Below are 16,925 nucleotides of genomic sequence, written 5' to 3' on the forward strand. Positions count from 1 at the left end.
ATGCGGGCGACAATGGGGCAAAAATAGCAATAATTAACGGATGTGTCGTTAGGGCATTTCTATGGTTCGATTTTTAACAAACAGCGTTCTTTTTGCAATAAGTCGAGATAGTTGTGACTTGTCAGCTCTGATTTGATACGGGAATTCTCTTGTTTATAGTAGCGATTGAGTTCTTTGCGGTGCAGGGCGGCAATGAAGCGGCGTACTTCTGTTTCGCTTTGTAAGATCAGACCTGGCACGGTTACTGGCTTTTGGGTTTCTTCACTAAGGGCTACCATGGTGAAGTAGCTGGAATTGGTATGTTTTACCGAGCGTGTTTTGATGTTTTCAGCCAGCACCTTGATGCCTACCACCAAGGAGCTATTGCCCACATAGTTGACAGAGGCCTGTAGGCTAATGATTTCGCCCACCTCTACAGAGGCAAGGAAATCGACATTGTCAATGGAGGCCGTGACGCAATAAGCGTCGGCATGTTTGGCCGCACAGGCATAGGCCACCTTGTCCATCAGCGAAAGGATGATGCCGCCATGAATCTTTCCTCCAAAATTGGAATAAGAGGGGATCATGAGTTCGGTCATGGTGGTCTGCGAAGCTGCAACTGGTTTAAAGTCTTCCATAATTTTCTTTTTTTGTTTGGGGATGAAACGGCACCACTATAGCTGTCTCACTAACGATATATGAGCTCTTACGGATACCTCATCAGCGAGAACCATGCCTCCCGTTTCCATCAATGGGCTGTAGGTAAGGTTGAAAGCTTTACGACTTATCGTGAAATTTGCTTCAAAGGCGGCCCTCATATGATCATTATATGCTATGAGGCCAATATACTGAACAGGAAACGTCAGCTCCTTTGTGACATCCTTGATGGTGAGTTTTCCGTTCAATTGAAAAGTATCCTTATCTTTTCGCGTAAATTGCGTAGACGTAAATAGGATATTCGGATAATCTTTCGAAGCAAAGAATGCCTCTGACTTGAGGTGTTCGTCTCGGTAAACTTCATTGGTAGACACACTGTCGGCAGCAATAATGGCGTTTATATGCGTGCCGTCAAAATCGTCGTCCTCAGTAGACGCCTTGATTGAAAAACTTTTGAACTGGCCCGTAGCAGTCGATATTAGCATGTGCTTTACATGGAAAATGATATTGGAATGATGAGCATCGGTTGACCAGAGAAATTGCGACATAACGTAATGATATGCTAGTGAATGGCACGAATCTATGAAAATTATGAAAAAAATGGATAGAGAGAATATAAAATAGCTCATATGTTGATATCCTGCTGACAATCACCGTCTATAAGAATTGATGAGATGTAAGGGACTATATTTGTCTCTTTTTTTATAATGGCACGCCTTTTGTTTATAGGGGGTAAATAGTTGTTTTATACTTGTTTTTTGGCTTTTGAATGTGTTTTTCTTTCAGCCCAAAACTACTTTAAGAAGATAAAAATGGAAAAGAAATATTTTAATGTTTATTTGTTTTTGGCGGCTACCTGTATGTTACTGATGAATACCTGTGCATCGAAAAAGGCCGCAACAACAGGAGGAGACCTCACGGGTTCATGGGAGTTGGAATATATAACTGGCCCCAGAATAGCGTTCGATGGCCTATATCCAAATAGGAAGCCAGAAGTGAATTTTGATGCTTCGGAAAAGAGAGCCAGTGGCAACACGGGATGCAACACCTTTAGCGGTGGTTATACGCAAAATGGTGATGGCCTCTCCTTTTCAAAAAATATGATAATGACCAAGATGTTCTGTCAGGGAGATGGGGAACAAGTATTTGTAAGCACGTTGGAGAAAGTAAAAACTTATAAGTTAAACGGCGAAAAACTGAGTTTTTATGATGGCGATGTTGAGCTGATGCGCTTTCATAAAAAATTGTAAGGAAATTATATGCAACAAAAAAGGGGATCTTCTCATGAAGATCCCCTTTTTTGTTGCGCATTGGCGATTTTTATTTTTGGTTTTCCTTTTTATATGCTTCGTTCAATCCATCTACCACTTCCTTCGTTACTTCAAGACTTTCATCGGCAAATAAGATATTCGGGCTGGCTTTGGTATAAGTCAATACCAGTTTGTAACCTTTTGCCTTTGCGTGTATTTTCAGGTAATCTGCTATTTTATTGTAGAGTTTCTCATTCTCATCTGCTGTTTCCCTTGAGAAGGCGGCACCGGCGTTTTGCTCATGCTGGGCAAGTTCCTGTTGCTTACGGGCCAAACGTTCTTCCGTATTTTGGCGGTCTTGGCCACTCATAGTAGCAGCCTTTTGCTGATAATCGGCCACCTCACGTTGAAAAGCTGTTCCTTTCGCTTGTAGCTCGCTTTGTGCTTTCTTTCCTTTTGCTTCTATACGTGCGTTTACTTCTTTTGCATAGGTGTAGTTGGCCAAAAGAGAGTCAGAGTTTACATAGACAATTTTTTCCGCAGTTAAAACAGCCGATTTGGTCGAGTCGTTAGTGCTTGCCTGTGAGTCACTGGGAGTATTTCCTTTATTACCACATGCGGCAACACCCGTGGCAATGGCTATTCCGATACCGATTTTAGCTATAGAAGTAAATGATTTCATCTAATTTGTTTTTTGTTGTTTCTGAAATTGTTTGGCCTTTTTCTAGACGGCCAATGTTGTCATCCTTAAAGGATAAATTCCTTTTGATGGGCAAAGATAGACTTTACAATCCATTTGAACAAAAACCTATTGACTTTTAAATATTGCACTAAATCAACCATTATAATCTTAGGTTTGACGATAAGGATAAAGCGACATAAATGAGGATAATTGAAGAAAAATTCGTATTTTTGGGCTTTGGAACTTTAAAACTAAATGAGCGAAGAAAACAACAATAAATCCAACTATTCGGCGGATAATATTCAGGTGTTAGAGGGGTTGGAAGCTGTACGTAAGCGTCCATCCATGTACATAGGCGATGTTGGAGTAAAAGGGTTGCACCACCTGGTTTACGAAGTGGTAGACAACTCCATCGATGAGGCGCTAGCCGGATATTGTACCGAAATTCAAGTGACTATCCTAGAAGGCAATTCCATATCGGTAAGGGATAATGGTCGTGGGATACCGACCGGAATTAACAAGAAAGAGAACAAATCTGCACTGGAAATGGTTATGACCATGCTCCATGCCGGTGGTAAGTTTGACAAGGATACCTATAAGGTGTCCGGTGGTCTGCACGGTGTAGGGGTTTCCTGCGTGAATGCTTTGTCTACCTTATTGGTAGCGGAGGTACATCGCGAAGGAAAAATCTTCAAGCAAGAATACGAGCGCGGTAAACCCATGTATGACGTAAAGATAGTGGGAGAGAGTGATAGGACGGGTACCATCGTGACGTTTCACCCGGATCCCGAGATCTTCACCTTGACCACGGTGTACAACTACGATACACTTGCTGGGCGTCTGCGTGAATTGGCTTATCTCAATAAAGGTATCAGCCTTACCTTGACCGATCAGCGTGAGCAGCTGGAAGATGGCACTTTCCGCACGGAGTTGTTTTTCTCGGAAGGGGGATTGAAGGAATTTGTCAAGTTTTTAGACGGTACGCGTCAGGCATTGATTCCCGAACCGATATATGTGGAGGGAATGAAGCAAAATATCCCTGTGGAATTGGCCTTCCAGTACAACGATACTTATTCTGAGAATGTTCATTCGTATGTGAACAACATCAATACCATCGAGGGAGGAACGCATGTAGCTGGCTTCAGGCGTGGGCTAACACGTACGCTGAAAGCCTATGCAGATAAATCGGGATTGCTCAAAAATCTCAAGGTAGAAGTGACGGGCGACGATTTCCGGGAAGGTCTTACGGCAGTGATATCGGTAAAAGTGGCCGAACCTCAATTTGAGGGGCAAACCAAGACCAAACTTGGGAACAATGAGGTAATGGGGGCTGTCGATCAGGCCGTGGGCGAGATTCTGGGCTTATATTTGGAAGAAAACCCAAGGGAGGCCAAGGCAATTGTTCAAAAAGTGGTCATCGCTGCCCAAGCTCGTGCCGCCGCACGCAAGGCACGCGACATGGTACAACGTAAGAGCGTGATGGGAGGGAGTGGTCTTCCAGGCAAGTTGGCCGATTGTGCCAATCATGACCCCGCCAAATGCGAGATTTATCTAGTGGAAGGTGACTCGGCAGGAGGTACTGCCAAGCAAGGACGGAATAGGGAGTTTCAGGCTATACTTCCACTGCGAGGTAAAATACTCAATGTGGAAAAGGCCATGGAGCATAAGATCTACGAAAACGAGGAAATAAAGAATATGTTTACGGCCTTGGGCGTGAGCATAGGAACCCAGGAAGACGCCAAGGCATTGAACTTGGATAAATTGCGCTATCACCGTATCATTATCATGACCGATGCCGATGTGGATGGATCACACATTACCACGTTAATCCTCACTTTCTATTTCCGTTATATGAAAGAGTTGATAGAAAATGGTTATGTATATATCGCTACGCCTCCACTCTATTTGGTGAAGAAAGGCAAGGAATTTGAATATGCTTGGGACGAAAACCAGCGTCTTGCAGCTATCCAAAAATTGAAGGGAGCAGGGAAAGAAGATAGCGTGCATGTGCAGCGTTACAAAGGTCTGGGTGAAATGAATGCCGAGCAGCTTTGGGATACAACCATGAACCCCGATACACGTACCTTGAGACGGGTAAGCATTGAGAATGCGGCTGAATGTGACCGAGTTTTCTCCATGCTAATGGGCGATGAAGTGGCTCCACGCAGAGAATTCATCGAGCGTAATGCAAAATATGCCAAGATAGACGTATAATGACCTAAATAGGTTACCCATCAATATAAAGAGCCCCAAGTTTAAAAAACTTGGGGTTTTTCTATGTTATGACAAGGGCTTTTCGATACATTTACCTGTTTTTATTATTTATATTTATTGAGATACAACATGAACCGAAGCGTTCCAATTGCTAATTCCAGTTTCTCTTTTATCAGTCACCTGAAATGTCCCGCTTGCGGGACACGTTATGAAGTAGACCTTGTTCAGACCGTTTGCCGAGTTGGTGAATGCGGAAGTACCTTATATGCCAAGTATAATTTACCTTCAGGCCTATCGGCTAAGGAGCTACTGAAAGGGCGTCCTGCGAATATGTGGAGGTACCACGAGTTCCTGCCCGTACTGCAGGGGGAATGTGTCGTCAGTTTGGGAGAGGGCTTTACGCCTATTCTGTCGATGAAGCACTTAAGCAAACTGACCGATGGCCTTTCTGTAATATGGAAGGATGAATCGGGCAATCCTACGGGATCCTTTAAGGCCAGAGGTCTCAGTGGTGCCGTTTCAAAGGCGCATGAGCTAGGGATAAAACATATTGCTACACCTACTGCGGGTAATGCCGGAGGAGCTTTGGCGGCCTACTGCGCTAGGGCGGGAATCCACGCACATGTCTATATGCCCAAGCAGACACCAAAGGTATTCAAGGATGAATGCAGGCTATATGGCGCTGAAGTGATCGAAGTGGACGGGAACATCGCAGACTGTGGTAAGCGAGCCGATACAGATGCGCGGGAAAAGGGCTGGTTCTTGGTGTCTACGCTGAAAGAACCTTATAGGCTGGAGGGAAAAAAAACCATGGGCTATGAAATAGCGGAGCAGTTGGGGTGGAAGTTGCCCGATGTCATCCTGTACCCTACCGGTGGAGGAACCGGCCTTTTGGGGATATGGAAAGCTTTTGATGAGCTGGAGCAGCTGGGATGGATAGATAGCCGTAGGCCCAAGATGGTGGCTGTACAGTCCGAGAGTTGTAAAGGGATAGTAGAAGCTTTCCATAGCGGAAAGGAAACGGCAGTGTATCAGGATAACGGTTTTACCATGGCCAATGGTCTGCGCGTACCCAAACCTTATGCCGATCGCTTGATTTTGCAGGTGCTTCGTCAGAGCGGCGGTACCGCCATCGCCGTTGCCGATGATGACATGGAGAAGGCGCTAAAAGAGATCGCCGCCAACGAAGGCTTGCTGTTTGCGCCGGAAGGAGCTGCTTTGTGGGCCGCTTTTAAGCGGTTACATGCCTCCCAGTGGTTTTCGGAGGGGCAGACTGTCTTGCTGCTAAATACGGGAAGCGGTTATAAATACCTTGAAAATCTGTCTATTTGAATCGAGCGACACAGCAGATCGTTAAATAGCGTTTAAAACTGTAAATAAGCCTCTTGTAAAAGTTAATGATGGTTAAAAATCTTGCTTTTTGAACTCATAATTTCCTCCTTTGACTCGTCGAGATCATATGGTTATTTCAATGTCGAAGATTATGTTAATAGGAAGAAAAATAGTGCTGAGTACGTTTTTACTTACTCTTGGGGCAACAATGGCTATGAGCCAGACCCCGTCGCGTATACAATTGGTGACGCAAAAGTTGAATCTTGTTTTTGGGGAGAAGCAGTCTAGCTATCGGGCTACCAATGTTACTTATACAATAGAATATCCGCGCGTTTTTGATGCGGGGAACGAAAATGCTCCGATACCATTTCTCCCTGATTCTTTGGCTAGGAAAGGCGGAAAAGATGAAAGGCCCGGAAATGAGCTGATGGGGGCAAGACCTAGACCAGAGATGCCCTTTTTTCCGCTTAGGGAAAAAGAGGACGATAAGGGCATGAAGCTATACGTTAGCGTGTATGCCAACGATATCGACGATGATCTTTACAGTGCTATTGCCAGTGGTGATGGTCTGACGGGTAATGTCACTTATATGGACAGCGGTAAGGAAAGGCAGGTTGCCTTTTCGAAGGCTAGGCTGGTAGGAGTCGATGAAAGCTACGTAGCTGGTGCGCCAGACCGTATGCTCAGTATATGCCTGTTGATAAACCAAGGAAGTTTGAACGGACATGCCATAAGTCTCAATATGCCTAGACGTCCTGGATCACCAAAATACTAATTATCCTTTTTCATTAGTTTCCGTTTGGCCCTTTCCCGTTTTGGGAAAGGGCTTTTTTATGGCATAAGAAAATTACATACATAAATTTCTTATGTATGTAAATAAATTATATATTTGTCGTATGAGTTCAGCAAAGTTATTGAAAGGGACCTTACAGACCATTATCCTCAAGTTGTTGGAGGATAAGGATAGGATGTATGGCTATGAAATCACCCAAAAGGTGAAGGAATTGAGTGATGGGGAGTTTAAGTTGACGGAAGGGGCTTTATATCCGACCTTGCACAAGCTGGAGGCAGACGGGCTTTTGGAGACCAGTACGGAAATGGTGGATGGGCGCGTGCGCAAGTATTATTCGCTTTCCACCGATGGGAAGGCCGAGGTGCAACACAAGATGAGCGATGCCGCACTTTTCATAGAAAAGCTGCAGCAGGTGCTCAACCTGAAACCGTCGATAGGATAAGGAAAAGAATCAAAGATAAAAATTAGGGAAGCGATGTCGTTAACTTTTGACCAGCAGGCATATATCAAAGACTATGTGTACAAGGTGGTGACCTATCAGGAGACTTACGAAGAGGTGAGCGATCACCTCATCACGGCCTTGGACGGACGGCGGTTTTCTACGGAGAACGAATTGGCGGCGGCCATGTTGCAAATTATAGAAGATGATTTTGGTGGACTGCCTCAAATAATAAGTGCCGAGCGTAATTTCAGTAGGGAGTTGGCCGAGAGATGGAAGATTGTCCATGTGAGGGAGCTTAGATCTTTCCTTCGCAATGCATGGTTCTGGTGTGGTTTGGCGGTTATTTTTTTTGTGCTGTACAAAGGACTCTTGACGCATTATGACAACAAGATTGTATTGGTCCTTTATTTTCTTTTCGCGACTTTACCCTTAATGTACCAATTACCTTTTCGTCTGGCACAATGGGGTAAGAAGAAATCCATCAAAAACAGGGCTTTGGATTTAATAGGCAGCAGATTGACGTTTTCATTTTCATCGTTGCTAATTATACTAAGTTCCGACATTGGTCGGGAACTAGGTGATTTTATAAAGTATGTGTACAGTTTTGTGCTTTTTTTTCTGATTGTGTGCTGTACATTGATTGTAAGGTTGATACATAAGAAAATGAAGCCGATGCGCTTGGCAAGTAAATGATTGGAGTATTCAGACATAAGTAACAGACATGGCATTGACTAAAGAACAAGAGATTTACATCAAGAATTACGTGAACTTGATGGTCGACTACCGGGAGACCTATGAAGAGTTGAGCGATCATTTGATCAGTGCATTGGAAAATTCGGATTTTCGTGATGAGGGTGAGTTGCGGGAAGCTCTTACGGTGGTGATGGATGAAGACTTTGGTGGGGCTTACGAAATAGTAATGCAGGAAAGGGAGCGGTCTAAGCTCTTGGTATCCAAGTTGGGTAAGGAACACTTTAAGGGATTCCTCGTGAGCCTTTCGCGACCATGGATTTGGTTGGTGCTTGTCGCCACATTTTTTGCGAGCCAACGAATGGCTGTTTCTATCAGTTCTGTGCAGTTATACAAGAGTTGTCTGGCGATTATGATACTGCCTACATTGGTCTTTGGACTGTACAAATTCGTGACGATAAAGGGGAAGAAATCCATAAAGGAAAAGGCGGTGTTCAATATGGCGTTTTTGATGTTGAGCATGAACCAAATGGTCGTACTTTTTTTCAATGAGGTGTTAATTGATTTTTCGGAAGGTAACAAAGTATTTGTCCTGCTTCTACCAGTTGTGTTGATCTATGCCTATAGCATTAGTATTATCAGCTTTATGAACAAGGAGATACAGGTCATCAAACATTTGGTCAAGCTAGCATAGCTTTTTAAGATGGAACTACTACTACCATACGAGATAGATTGGGTAAAGCACAGGCTACGTATTTATCATATTAAATATGATGAGGTATACCATGAAATCTATGACCATATGCTGTCTGCCATGGAGTATAAGCGACAACACGGAGATAGCAGGGAAATATTGAGCCTTTTTCAGGAGGTGATGGATGAGGACATCGGTAGTCACCAAGGCATTGCGAAGATGCAATCCGATATGGAGACATCGGTAAACAGATACCTTTCACGCGCTGTTAAAAGATTTTTTTTGGAGGGATTCAGAGGCCGTCAAGCCTTATGGACATTGATGCTGTTTGCCGCTATCTATGCTTGCTCGCAGGTGGTGGTAGCACAGAAAGCATTCTTTTTGATTTCCTTAGGAGCCGTGCTTTTTGGACCAGTAGTACATGTAATAATAAAGTCGTGGCGGCGTCTTTACCGACTTGGTGACAGGCGAAAGCCTTCTTTGGTCGTGTCTAGCATGTTGAACTTGTCCAACTTTCTTATCCCATGGTTTATGGTCTTTGTATTAAACCTGTCCATGCTGCTTTCGCTTTTTTCGAAAGAGGAAGTCTCCAGGGATGCCGTACTGGTGTTTCTAGGGCCAGCAGGGCTATCTTTGTTGCTCACACTGGCCATTGTTTACTGGCAGGGTTTTGCCAAGACGTTGAATACGGATTATAAGAGGATGTTGCAAACCGATTAAATTTCTTGTATGGAAAATTCTGGACACAGCCACGCTCATGGCCGTTATCAAAACGAGCCGTATAGATTATGAACAATTGGTAAAACAGCATGAGGAAATTGACCGCACATCAAATTGAGGAGTTAAAGAGTTTCATCTCCAAGCGGGGCTTCGTCTATACCGATGTACAGTTGGAGATATTGGATCACTTTGCCTGCAAGGTAGAAGAAAAGATGAATCTAAATACTAATTTGGGTTTTGAGGATGCGATGACTGCTGCTCATCGTGATTTTGGTGTTATGGGCTTTGCACCTATAGAAGACGCCATAGGCAAAGATATCACTAATAGGTTGAAGCGCGAGGCGAGACAGGTTCTTAAGCATTGGTTTACTAGTGCTCGTGTACTTTTGGTTCTGTTCTTTTTGTTCTTGTCAAGCAAATTTTATTTGCTTATAGCCAAGCCTACATTGTGCTTGGTCATGTTGTTCGCGGCATATTTGTGCTGCTTGATCTATTTCTTGATTTCCATCTATAGAGACCAATATCGCTTCAAAAATATGTTAGCCTATAGAGTGGCTGGGAGCTTTATAGGCGCCATGGCTGCCTGGCCTATTTTCTTGCTGAATTGCTATCAAATGATTGGGCGTGCATCTTGGTCGGACAACCCGCTGATGGCGCTGCTTTTTGCAATACTGCTCATCATCCAAGTGTTGTTTTTTGTCGTTATGTGGCGTTTTTATAGAGAGACTAAGGCACGGTGTGATGAACTTGGGCGCATTTATGGGACAAGTCAGGCCACGCAGCGATAGTATTTCCTTAAAACAGCACGCCAAACTTGATGAATAAGCGTTTGAAGGTAATTCGGTCTTCCTGCATGCTACTCACGCCCTCTGGCAGTGCTGCCGAAGTACCAGAAGCTGCAAATTCCGTAAAGCGTAATGCTTCATAAATGGTGGCCCTTTGCAATTTGTAGCCCAAGCTTAAGGTGAAGGTATCCCTGCCTTTTTGTTTGAAGCCCAATCCAAAAGCTGGGTTAAACATGAAGCCACCTTTGTACCATTCTTCCACCGTATTCTTCTGTAACCAAGAAAATCCATGTCCCACATCTACGGATAAATAAGGATAGGTTTTGTCGTCGTTCAAGGCCAATCTGGCGCCGAAAGCAACAGGCAATAGAGTGAGCTCCGGATAGGAGTCTACCGAAATACTAACGCCAAAAAAGCCAACCCTGTTCAAGTGAATACCATGGAAGCTTTGGAAGGTGAAGCCCGAACTACTGGTCACCGACTTATTGCCCATCAGCATGCCCATTTCCGTGTGATGGCTATAGCCTATCGACTGTGCTTGGCAGGTAGCAAACCAACAAAGCCAACAGCATGAAGCGTTGAATATTAATAAGATGCTCGCTTTGCGCATAGACTATCCGTTGCCGATGGAAATGGTGCTTAACTTTTTTAAGTTGCCTGAACTTTTATAGTCGTATTGCGATACGCCGTCGGAACCCACTACAATAAGCGATTTGCCCGTTGGTATAACGTCGTATGACTTCTGGTTTTGCAGAAACTCCAATTGATTTTTGTCTATGTTCAACACATCGGCGGCATTGAAGTATTTTAGTCCATATTGTCCTTCGCAAATGAAGAGCCTATTGCCATCCAGGCCAAGTCCATGCGGGTTGCGCATCTCATAGCTCTTGAGCAACACTGGATTTGAAAGATCTTCTATGTTTAATATTTCCAATCGATCAACTCCCTGCTGGCAGAAATTGCCGCTACGAAGGGTCACGAAAGCATGCTTGTCGTTGACCACCACGGGGTCGCAGGCTGTGAAATGCTGATAGACAGACTTTCTCACCGGAGCAGATGGCGTACTTGCATCATAGATATGCATGCCCGTAGTGGAACCGATGAAAAGATTGTCCTTATAGGGGAAAATGGTCTCGATACCCCAGCCCAACGAGATATCGCTTACGAAGCTGGGGGAGCGAGGTTGTGATACATCGAACAGGCGTAGGCTGCTTTGGTCAACGGCATAGAGGTGACTTTTCAATAATGTGAAGCGCGCCATGGAGCCCCCTTGTCCATAGGTTTGGCCGCCAGCTGTCCATCCGCCTCCTCCAGAAAAATTAGCAGCAGCATCGTTGAACGCAATCAACCTGGGATCACTTTGTGGGACGGTGTAAGATACGATAGAATCCTTGTAGGTGACAAGCATGCTTTTCTCGGTATTGATAAACATGTGTGGGAATACATCCTCTACTCTTTTTACCAGTTGGATGTTGTCTATGTCACTGATGTCGAAGGCCAATAGATCAACGTAACTGTCTGCGTATAGTATGTTGGTGTTTACTGCCATATCCACGGAACCGGGGATCTTCAAGAAATGAATCTTCTTGGGAGAGGAAGGATTTTGATTGTCAAAAACGTGAATGCCCTCATTGGGCTCACTGATAAAAAGGTAGTCGCCATAGACATATATCTTACCCGTAGCAGCAATTGCCTTGGGCGATGTAAGACCGACTTGCATGGCTCTGACTTCGGAAGTTTTTAGATATACCGGTACTTGAGTAATGTAAGTATAGGTACTTTCTACCTTGTCGTTGCACGACAAAAAAGTTGAAAAAATCAATAGGGAAAAAATAGCCCAGCGAGCACGGCTTCCATGACGTAGCTGTTTAGATTGACGAATCATAATTTAACGTTTGAGATTAATGGATAAAACCAACCAACCTTACTTGGGGAATTTATTCTTATGTGTGTTTATTCAATTCCCCATCCTTCTCACGTGTAATTAAACGTGACTGATCATCAATGTGCTACAGTTTTTTTAAAAGAAATTATAAGCCCTTAATAAATTTCACAATTCCCTCTACAAGGCCCCGGTCTATAGGTAGATTGGGGTTGGTATACGTGTCCAGATTTTCTTTTCTGTCTATAGGAGCCTCTTTTAAGACATGATTCAATCCCTCGACCAAGAGCAATTGGGCGTTTGGTGCGGCAGCCTTTAGCTTTTCGGCATTGTCCGTAGGTACTTGTAGATCCGTGGTACCACCTATGATGAGTGTGGGCAGTTTTACTTTTTTGATTTCCTCTGCAGGGTTGACCTTAAAAGAAGTGATCAAAAAAGGCTGTATGGAAGGTGCAAAAAGGGCGTTCAGCTCTTGTGGTACATCATCCACTCTTTGTGACTGTTTTAGCTTGGTTAGGATAGGTTCGACTTGTTTAGCCAGTTCGGGTTGCGATATTAGTTGTTTTTCAATAATATCACTCAGGTTTTCGCCTGCGCCGCAAAGAGAGATGAAGGCATATGGCGTCGTCTTTTGGACAGCTACCATACCGATGGTTGATCCCTCGCTATGGCCAATCACGATAATTTTTCCAAACTCCGGTTTGCTTTTGAAGAATTGTATAATGTATGCGGCATCATCTACAAAATCATCGAAAACCAGTTCCTTGGTACTGGCATTGAAATTGGAGCTTTGTCCTACCAGCCGTTTGTCGTACCGATAGCTCGCAATGCCTGCTTCCGAGAGTGCTTGGGCCAAGAGCAAATAGGGACTGGCACTTACACCGTATGGATTGTTGCCGTTTCTGTCGGTTGGCCCACTGCCCGCTATGATGATAACTAGAGGCATTGCTTGTTTAGCTTGCTTTGGCAAGATAAGGCTACCGCTTATTACGCCATCGTTTACCCTGATGTTGATTTCCTCTTCTCCGTTTGCTAAGTTACCGCTTCTAGCTTTGGGCGAGCCCTGGATGAAAAAACCTTGGATTAGGCCTTTTTCGTCAAAAGAAAAACTCATGGGTACTTCATATTGCTCGAATATTGCCGATAACAACAGTGGATTTTCGGATGAAGGATCGGCTGGACCAATATGTTCATATTTGCCAAACTGTCCATTGAGCTGTTCCCATAGTTCAGCCATTTTTACTTCGGTTACGGCTGTTTGGAAATTGGCACTGCAATATTGTTTCAAAGCTTCGGCATACTCGTTTTTTTGCAAGTGCCCCAAGAACGAGGTGACTGTTTGCAGTCGGTCTTGACATTGCGCAATGAAACTACAGAGGAATAAGCACGCGGTGATAAGAGGAGATTTAAGTGTCATGTTGCAGTACTGTTTTTTGTTTTGATGTTGTTAGTGACGAAACAAAGATATGGTGATTTTGTTCTAGCAGATCAGTTTCCATAAGCTAGCCATCGCTTTTGACAGCGGGAGCAAAATGGACTCCAGACACTTTGCTAAACCCTAAAAGAGAGGGGTTAAGAGGGGTTTTGTTGAAAATTGTCCTGTAGTGAAATACGACGTATATCTGATTTTTTAGAGCTGTATGGGTAAACCGAAGGCTTAAAATGCTTTTAAGAAAGCCATAGCGATAGGGCTTTTGTAAATATTGCGGTTCACGTCGCTTTCCGGGCCTATCCGTTCTTCGACGACTTTTGTCCGGATAAAGATATCCACATTGCCCTGTTGGTAATGTCGTACGGGCAGTTCCGGTGGCAAGGAATTAGTTATCGCTGCACTTTCGGTTGCCCCTTGCTTCCCATAACTATCTAAAGCCAACTGCTCCTGTAGGTCATGTAGTGACCATCCCTCTTCCAAGGCACGTCGGACATAATAGTCTTGGATGTCACCGTTTGCCAATGGAAGTAGTAAATCGATATATTCCCAAGGTAAAAATTGTATGAGTCCTGTATTATCGTTATCAGCTTGCTTCACGAAACGCACGCAGGAGAAAAACCACTGTGGGCCAAAGAGGGTGCCCAGCAGCTCTTCCACCTGCTTGGACATCGCCATCAGGCGTTCGTCCGTTCGCTTGTGGCCCAGCTCATCCAGCAGCGAATAGGATACGGTGATACCCAATTGCCGGAACGCGTTATTGATACGGAGGTTCAACAAATTATTACTTTTTATCTGGAAGGCCAAGAGCTTATCGTCTATAGCATGCAGCAGCTCGATGGCCTCTTTCGGGGCATCAAGTCCATCTATGTCCGGCCATTCCTGCGGTACTATGGGTTCAAAAAGTGAACGAAAATCGGCAGCCCCTGGGCCATTGAAGTAACCTTTCAGGCCGGTGATATCTTCGCGGGGAATCTTCAGGTCAGACGGTAAATCTGCAAGGGCTTGATCCGCATGGTCGCGCTGTACATGCTCCGTTTCAAATCGCCTTTCGGCTATCTGCTCCTTCAGCTGCGCAGGGCTTAGCCTCTCGTTCAAGATCAACGCGGCATAGAACTCCCACTCGTAGGCCGTTTCCAAATCCAGGAATATCGGGACGGAATCCCAAGTAATGGCGTATGAAATCTTCAACAGGGTTTCTGCCGAACAGCGATTGACAAAGCGCTCCATCAACAGCAGATTTTCGGTGCTGAGGTATGGGCCAAACAGGGGCGACAGCACGGAAGAAAGCCAGGCATGTATGTCAACGGTTGCCGCCCCGGTACCACCCCTCCTCGTAAAGCCGTTCAGTAGGTCGCCTACCTCGCGGAACAAGGTCAGTACGCTGTAGTTGATGTTCTGCAGAACATTCGAGTGAATGCCTTTTAACTGGTTTGTCAAAGAAAGGGCAAAACCTTCATCGCTTACGCGCTCGAACAAGTCTTTGGACAATTCTGCCAGTGCAAAAAAATCCATCTTGGCCTTACCGCTTTCCAGTTTTTTGTATTTTGCCAGACCAATGTTCATCCTGTCTGCCATTTCCTGCGGATTCAACCCTTGACTATCCCTATATTGCTGCAACTTAGTACTTGCTATTGTGTAAATGTTCATATCAAGCTTTTTTTGATGTTTTTTATTTTATGGCTTCATTTTTATAATGGCACGGATGCCGTAACACTATGGCTAAATGGTACCTGACGTGTTCGTGTCCCTCCGGCTGTGAGGTATGTCCAACGAAAATGTATATCGCATGACCAATAAAATGTTGCGGTATGGCCACCTTCAATAAAGTCTGCAAAGTGGCTTTCACCTATTTTGGTCACCACTCTTGCCACCTGCCCCCAATTGGGGTGTAAATATGTCTCATTATTCGGAGTCAAATTCATGGGATAAGTAAATGCATTAACGATACTAAGATCCACGGCCCTGTAGGTTATGTTGGCCATACACACATATCTTAGTGGACTTGGAAACCCCATAGGTGGTAGTGGAGTATCACCATCGTATTCTATTTCTGTATCTTCTGGCAGGTACAGATCATCGTTATCATAATTTGTGTGTGAAATTTCATAAACGAATCTGGCAGGAACAGTCGCGTCATTTTCCTCTTCTGGGTCTTCAGGGTCGCTATCGCCAGGGTTATCACCTCCGGGATTACCACTCCCCCCACCGCTGCCTCCTCCTCCTCCGTCTCCACCTGATGAATCTTCATCACATTCGGTATAAAGGTACTCTTCTGTTTGTTCCACAACGGTTCCATTCTCAAAATATGTTGTTATGAGGTAATAATCATAACATTGGATAGAAGCTTTAGCAACATTCGGCGAATTCGTGTCGCCCTTTTTCCTTGGACTTCCATAAGTGGAAAGTTTTTGGTCTTTATATTCCAGTTGATATAAGAGTTTACCTTTTAAATCCAGAAACTTAAACAGGCCATTCTCGAAAACGGGCTCATTATTGATTATGTTTTGAATAGTTTTTTCCTTGAGGACTGTTCGCTTATTCCCGTTCTCGGGAAGGAAGCAAACTACCGTAGACCACCTCAACTTACCTGTCTTGCTTTGGACGACCAACAAATTGAGCAGGTATTCCGGGCCGAGATTTATTTTTTCACCTACCCCGTCTCTGATGGGGATTATTATAAGGTCATCACCATTTTTCCTGCTTTCCACACGCATTTCGTCATACAAAAGGTTTGCCTTGAATAAGTTAATGTTTGCTTTCTTAACTAAATTCAAGCCTTCCTCATGGGCGTTAATCCAATCTGTAATTTTTTTTCTTTCAGACAATGGCTTGTTAGCTTTTAAACTGTTCAAGGAATCGACTTCACCGTTCAGATCATCCTGGCGGCAAGCAGGGAAAAAAGTTGTAATGGATAAAATTAGCGTCAAAAGGAAAATGGGTCTGTTTTTTTTCATTTGCTTAGTAGTTAGTGCTTGTACTGTATGTCATTGTAGAAAAAGTAAGTTGCAAAGATCCGCTGCTACGATTACGGCATGAAATTAACCAAATCCTAATCCAGACTGCTCGTCGTTAAAATTAAACAAAGATTTCAAGAAAATAAAAACAAGCACCGTAAGTTCAATTAAGAAATGCAACAAAGGTTGAAATAAACATGCCAATTGGGGGTACCCCCAATTGGCATGTTTAAGGGAAAAAAACGACTTTTGAATTGCGAATGGAAAAATCACATTTAACCCTGGAACAAAGGTACGAAATCCAGGCTTACAGAGCGAGCGGAAAGAAGATCTCGGAGATCGCCGTTATCATCGGCAGGGACAAATCGGTAGTCAGCCGGGAGGTTAAGCGCAACAGTAATCCCAAAGGGGTCTACAAG

At 44.2% G+C, this 16,925-nt stretch carries 18 protein-coding genes; 10 read left to right on the forward strand and 8 right to left on the reverse strand.

Going from position 1 to position 16,925, the window contains the following annotated elements:
* Positions 1-59: 59 nt before the first annotated feature.
* Both A37S_RS0119200 and A37S_RS0119205 read right to left on the reverse strand, forming a co-directional pair.
* Complete coding sequence (locus A37S_RS0119200) at positions 60-617, reverse strand: acyl-CoA thioesterase (protein ID WP_036603281.1); 558 nt, start codon at positions 615-617, stop codon at positions 60-62.
* 36 nt (positions 618-653) lie between these two features.
* Positions 654-1,184: a YceI family protein gene (locus A37S_RS0119205; RefSeq protein WP_028298390.1), complete on the reverse strand. Its 531-nt coding sequence runs from the start codon at positions 1,182-1,184 to the stop codon at positions 654-656.
* A 264-nt stretch (positions 1,185-1,448) separates the two neighbouring features.
* On the opposite strand from A37S_RS0119205, the gene A37S_RS0119210 reads away from it, so the two are divergent.
* Positions 1,449-1,886, forward strand: a complete 438-nt coding sequence (locus tag A37S_RS0119210; RefSeq protein ID WP_028298391.1) for an META domain-containing protein — start codon at positions 1,449-1,451, stop codon at positions 1,884-1,886.
* 70 nt (positions 1,887-1,956) lie between these two features.
* Here the strand turns inward: A37S_RS0119210 and A37S_RS0119215 are convergent, their stop codons facing one another.
* The gene (locus tag A37S_RS0119215; protein WP_028298392.1) at positions 1,957-2,568 is read right to left on the reverse strand and encodes an OmpH/Skp family outer membrane protein; all 612 of its coding nucleotides are present in this window, start codon (positions 2,566-2,568) and stop codon (positions 1,957-1,959) included.
* A gap of 255 nt (positions 2,569-2,823) precedes the next feature.
* Here A37S_RS0119215 and gyrB point away from each other — a divergent pair, with 255 nt between their 5' ends.
* The 8 genes from gyrB to A37S_RS26425 all read left to right on the forward strand — a co-directional run bounded on the left by gyrB (position 2,824) and on the right by A37S_RS26425 (position 10,241).
* Complete coding sequence (gene gyrB, locus A37S_RS0119220; RefSeq protein ID WP_028298393.1) at positions 2,824-4,782, forward strand: DNA topoisomerase (ATP-hydrolyzing) subunit B; 1,959 nt, start codon at positions 2,824-2,826, stop codon at positions 4,780-4,782.
* A 129-nt stretch (positions 4,783-4,911) separates the two neighbouring features.
* On the forward strand, positions 4,912-6,114 hold the full coding sequence (locus A37S_RS0119225) for a threonine synthase (protein WP_028298394.1): 1,203 nt from the start codon (positions 4,912-4,914) through the stop codon (positions 6,112-6,114).
* A 151-nt stretch (positions 6,115-6,265) separates the two neighbouring features.
* A complete protein-coding gene (locus A37S_RS0119230; RefSeq protein WP_169719535.1) occupies positions 6,266-6,889 on the forward strand; it encodes a hypothetical protein in 624 nt (207 codons plus the stop codon).
* 121 nt (positions 6,890-7,010) lie between these two features.
* Positions 7,011-7,349, forward strand: coding sequence for a PadR family transcriptional regulator (locus A37S_RS0119235; RefSeq protein WP_028298396.1), 339 nt, complete (start codon positions 7,011-7,013; stop codon positions 7,347-7,349).
* Positions 7,350-7,382: 33 nt separating this feature from the next.
* Positions 7,383-8,042 carry a hypothetical protein gene (locus tag A37S_RS0119240; RefSeq protein WP_028298397.1) on the forward strand — a complete coding sequence of 220 codons (660 nt, stop codon included), beginning with the start codon at positions 7,383-7,385 and terminating at the stop codon, positions 8,040-8,042.
* Positions 8,043-8,070: 28 nt separating this feature from the next.
* Positions 8,071-8,733: a hypothetical protein gene (locus A37S_RS0119245; protein ID WP_028298398.1), complete on the forward strand. Its 663-nt coding sequence runs from the start codon at positions 8,071-8,073 to the stop codon at positions 8,731-8,733.
* 9 nt (positions 8,734-8,742) lie between these two features.
* Entirely contained in the window at positions 8,743-9,453 is a 711-nt protein-coding gene (locus A37S_RS0119250; protein WP_028298399.1) for a hypothetical protein, read from the forward strand.
* 89 nt (positions 9,454-9,542) lie between these two features.
* Complete coding sequence (locus tag A37S_RS26425; RefSeq protein ID WP_051293317.1) at positions 9,543-10,241, forward strand: hypothetical protein; 699 nt, start codon at positions 9,543-9,545, stop codon at positions 10,239-10,241.
* Positions 10,242-10,248: 7 nt separating this feature from the next.
* Here the strand turns inward: A37S_RS26425 and A37S_RS0119260 are convergent, their stop codons facing one another.
* The 5 genes from A37S_RS0119260 to A37S_RS0119280 form a co-directional block, all read right to left on the reverse strand.
* Positions 10,249-10,848 (reverse strand): hypothetical protein, encoded by a 600-nt coding sequence (locus A37S_RS0119260; RefSeq protein ID WP_157278865.1) that lies wholly within the window; start codon positions 10,846-10,848, stop codon positions 10,249-10,251.
* Between the two features lie 3 nt (positions 10,849-10,851).
* Positions 10,852-12,123, reverse strand: a complete 1,272-nt coding sequence (locus A37S_RS0119265; RefSeq protein ID WP_051293318.1) for an LVIVD repeat-containing protein — start codon at positions 12,121-12,123, stop codon at positions 10,852-10,854.
* 145 nt (positions 12,124-12,268) lie between these two features.
* Entirely contained in the window at positions 12,269-13,537 is a 1,269-nt protein-coding gene (locus tag A37S_RS25375) for a serine aminopeptidase domain-containing protein (RefSeq protein ID WP_084163971.1), read from the reverse strand.
* Between the two features lie 240 nt (positions 13,538-13,777).
* The gene (locus A37S_RS0119275) at positions 13,778-15,199 is read right to left on the reverse strand and encodes a DUF1016 N-terminal domain-containing protein (RefSeq protein WP_028298402.1); all 1,422 of its coding nucleotides are present in this window, start codon (positions 15,197-15,199) and stop codon (positions 13,778-13,780) included.
* A 41-nt stretch (positions 15,200-15,240) separates the two neighbouring features.
* On the reverse strand, positions 15,241-16,506 hold the full coding sequence (locus A37S_RS0119280; protein ID WP_157278868.1) for a hypothetical protein: 1,266 nt from the start codon (positions 16,504-16,506) through the stop codon (positions 15,241-15,243).
* A gap of 260 nt (positions 16,507-16,766) precedes the next feature.
* On the opposite strand from A37S_RS0119280, the gene A37S_RS26795 reads away from it, so the two are divergent.
* Positions 16,767-16,925, forward strand: a 159-nt coding sequence (locus A37S_RS26795) for a helix-turn-helix domain-containing protein (protein ID WP_084163963.1), incomplete at its 3' end; no start/stop codon positions are given.

Source organism: Olivibacter sitiensis DSM 17696 (genome assembly GCF_000427965.1).
In the GTDB taxonomy this organism is placed as follows: Bacteria; Bacteroidota; Bacteroidia; order Sphingobacteriales; family Sphingobacteriaceae; genus Olivibacter; species Olivibacter sitiensis.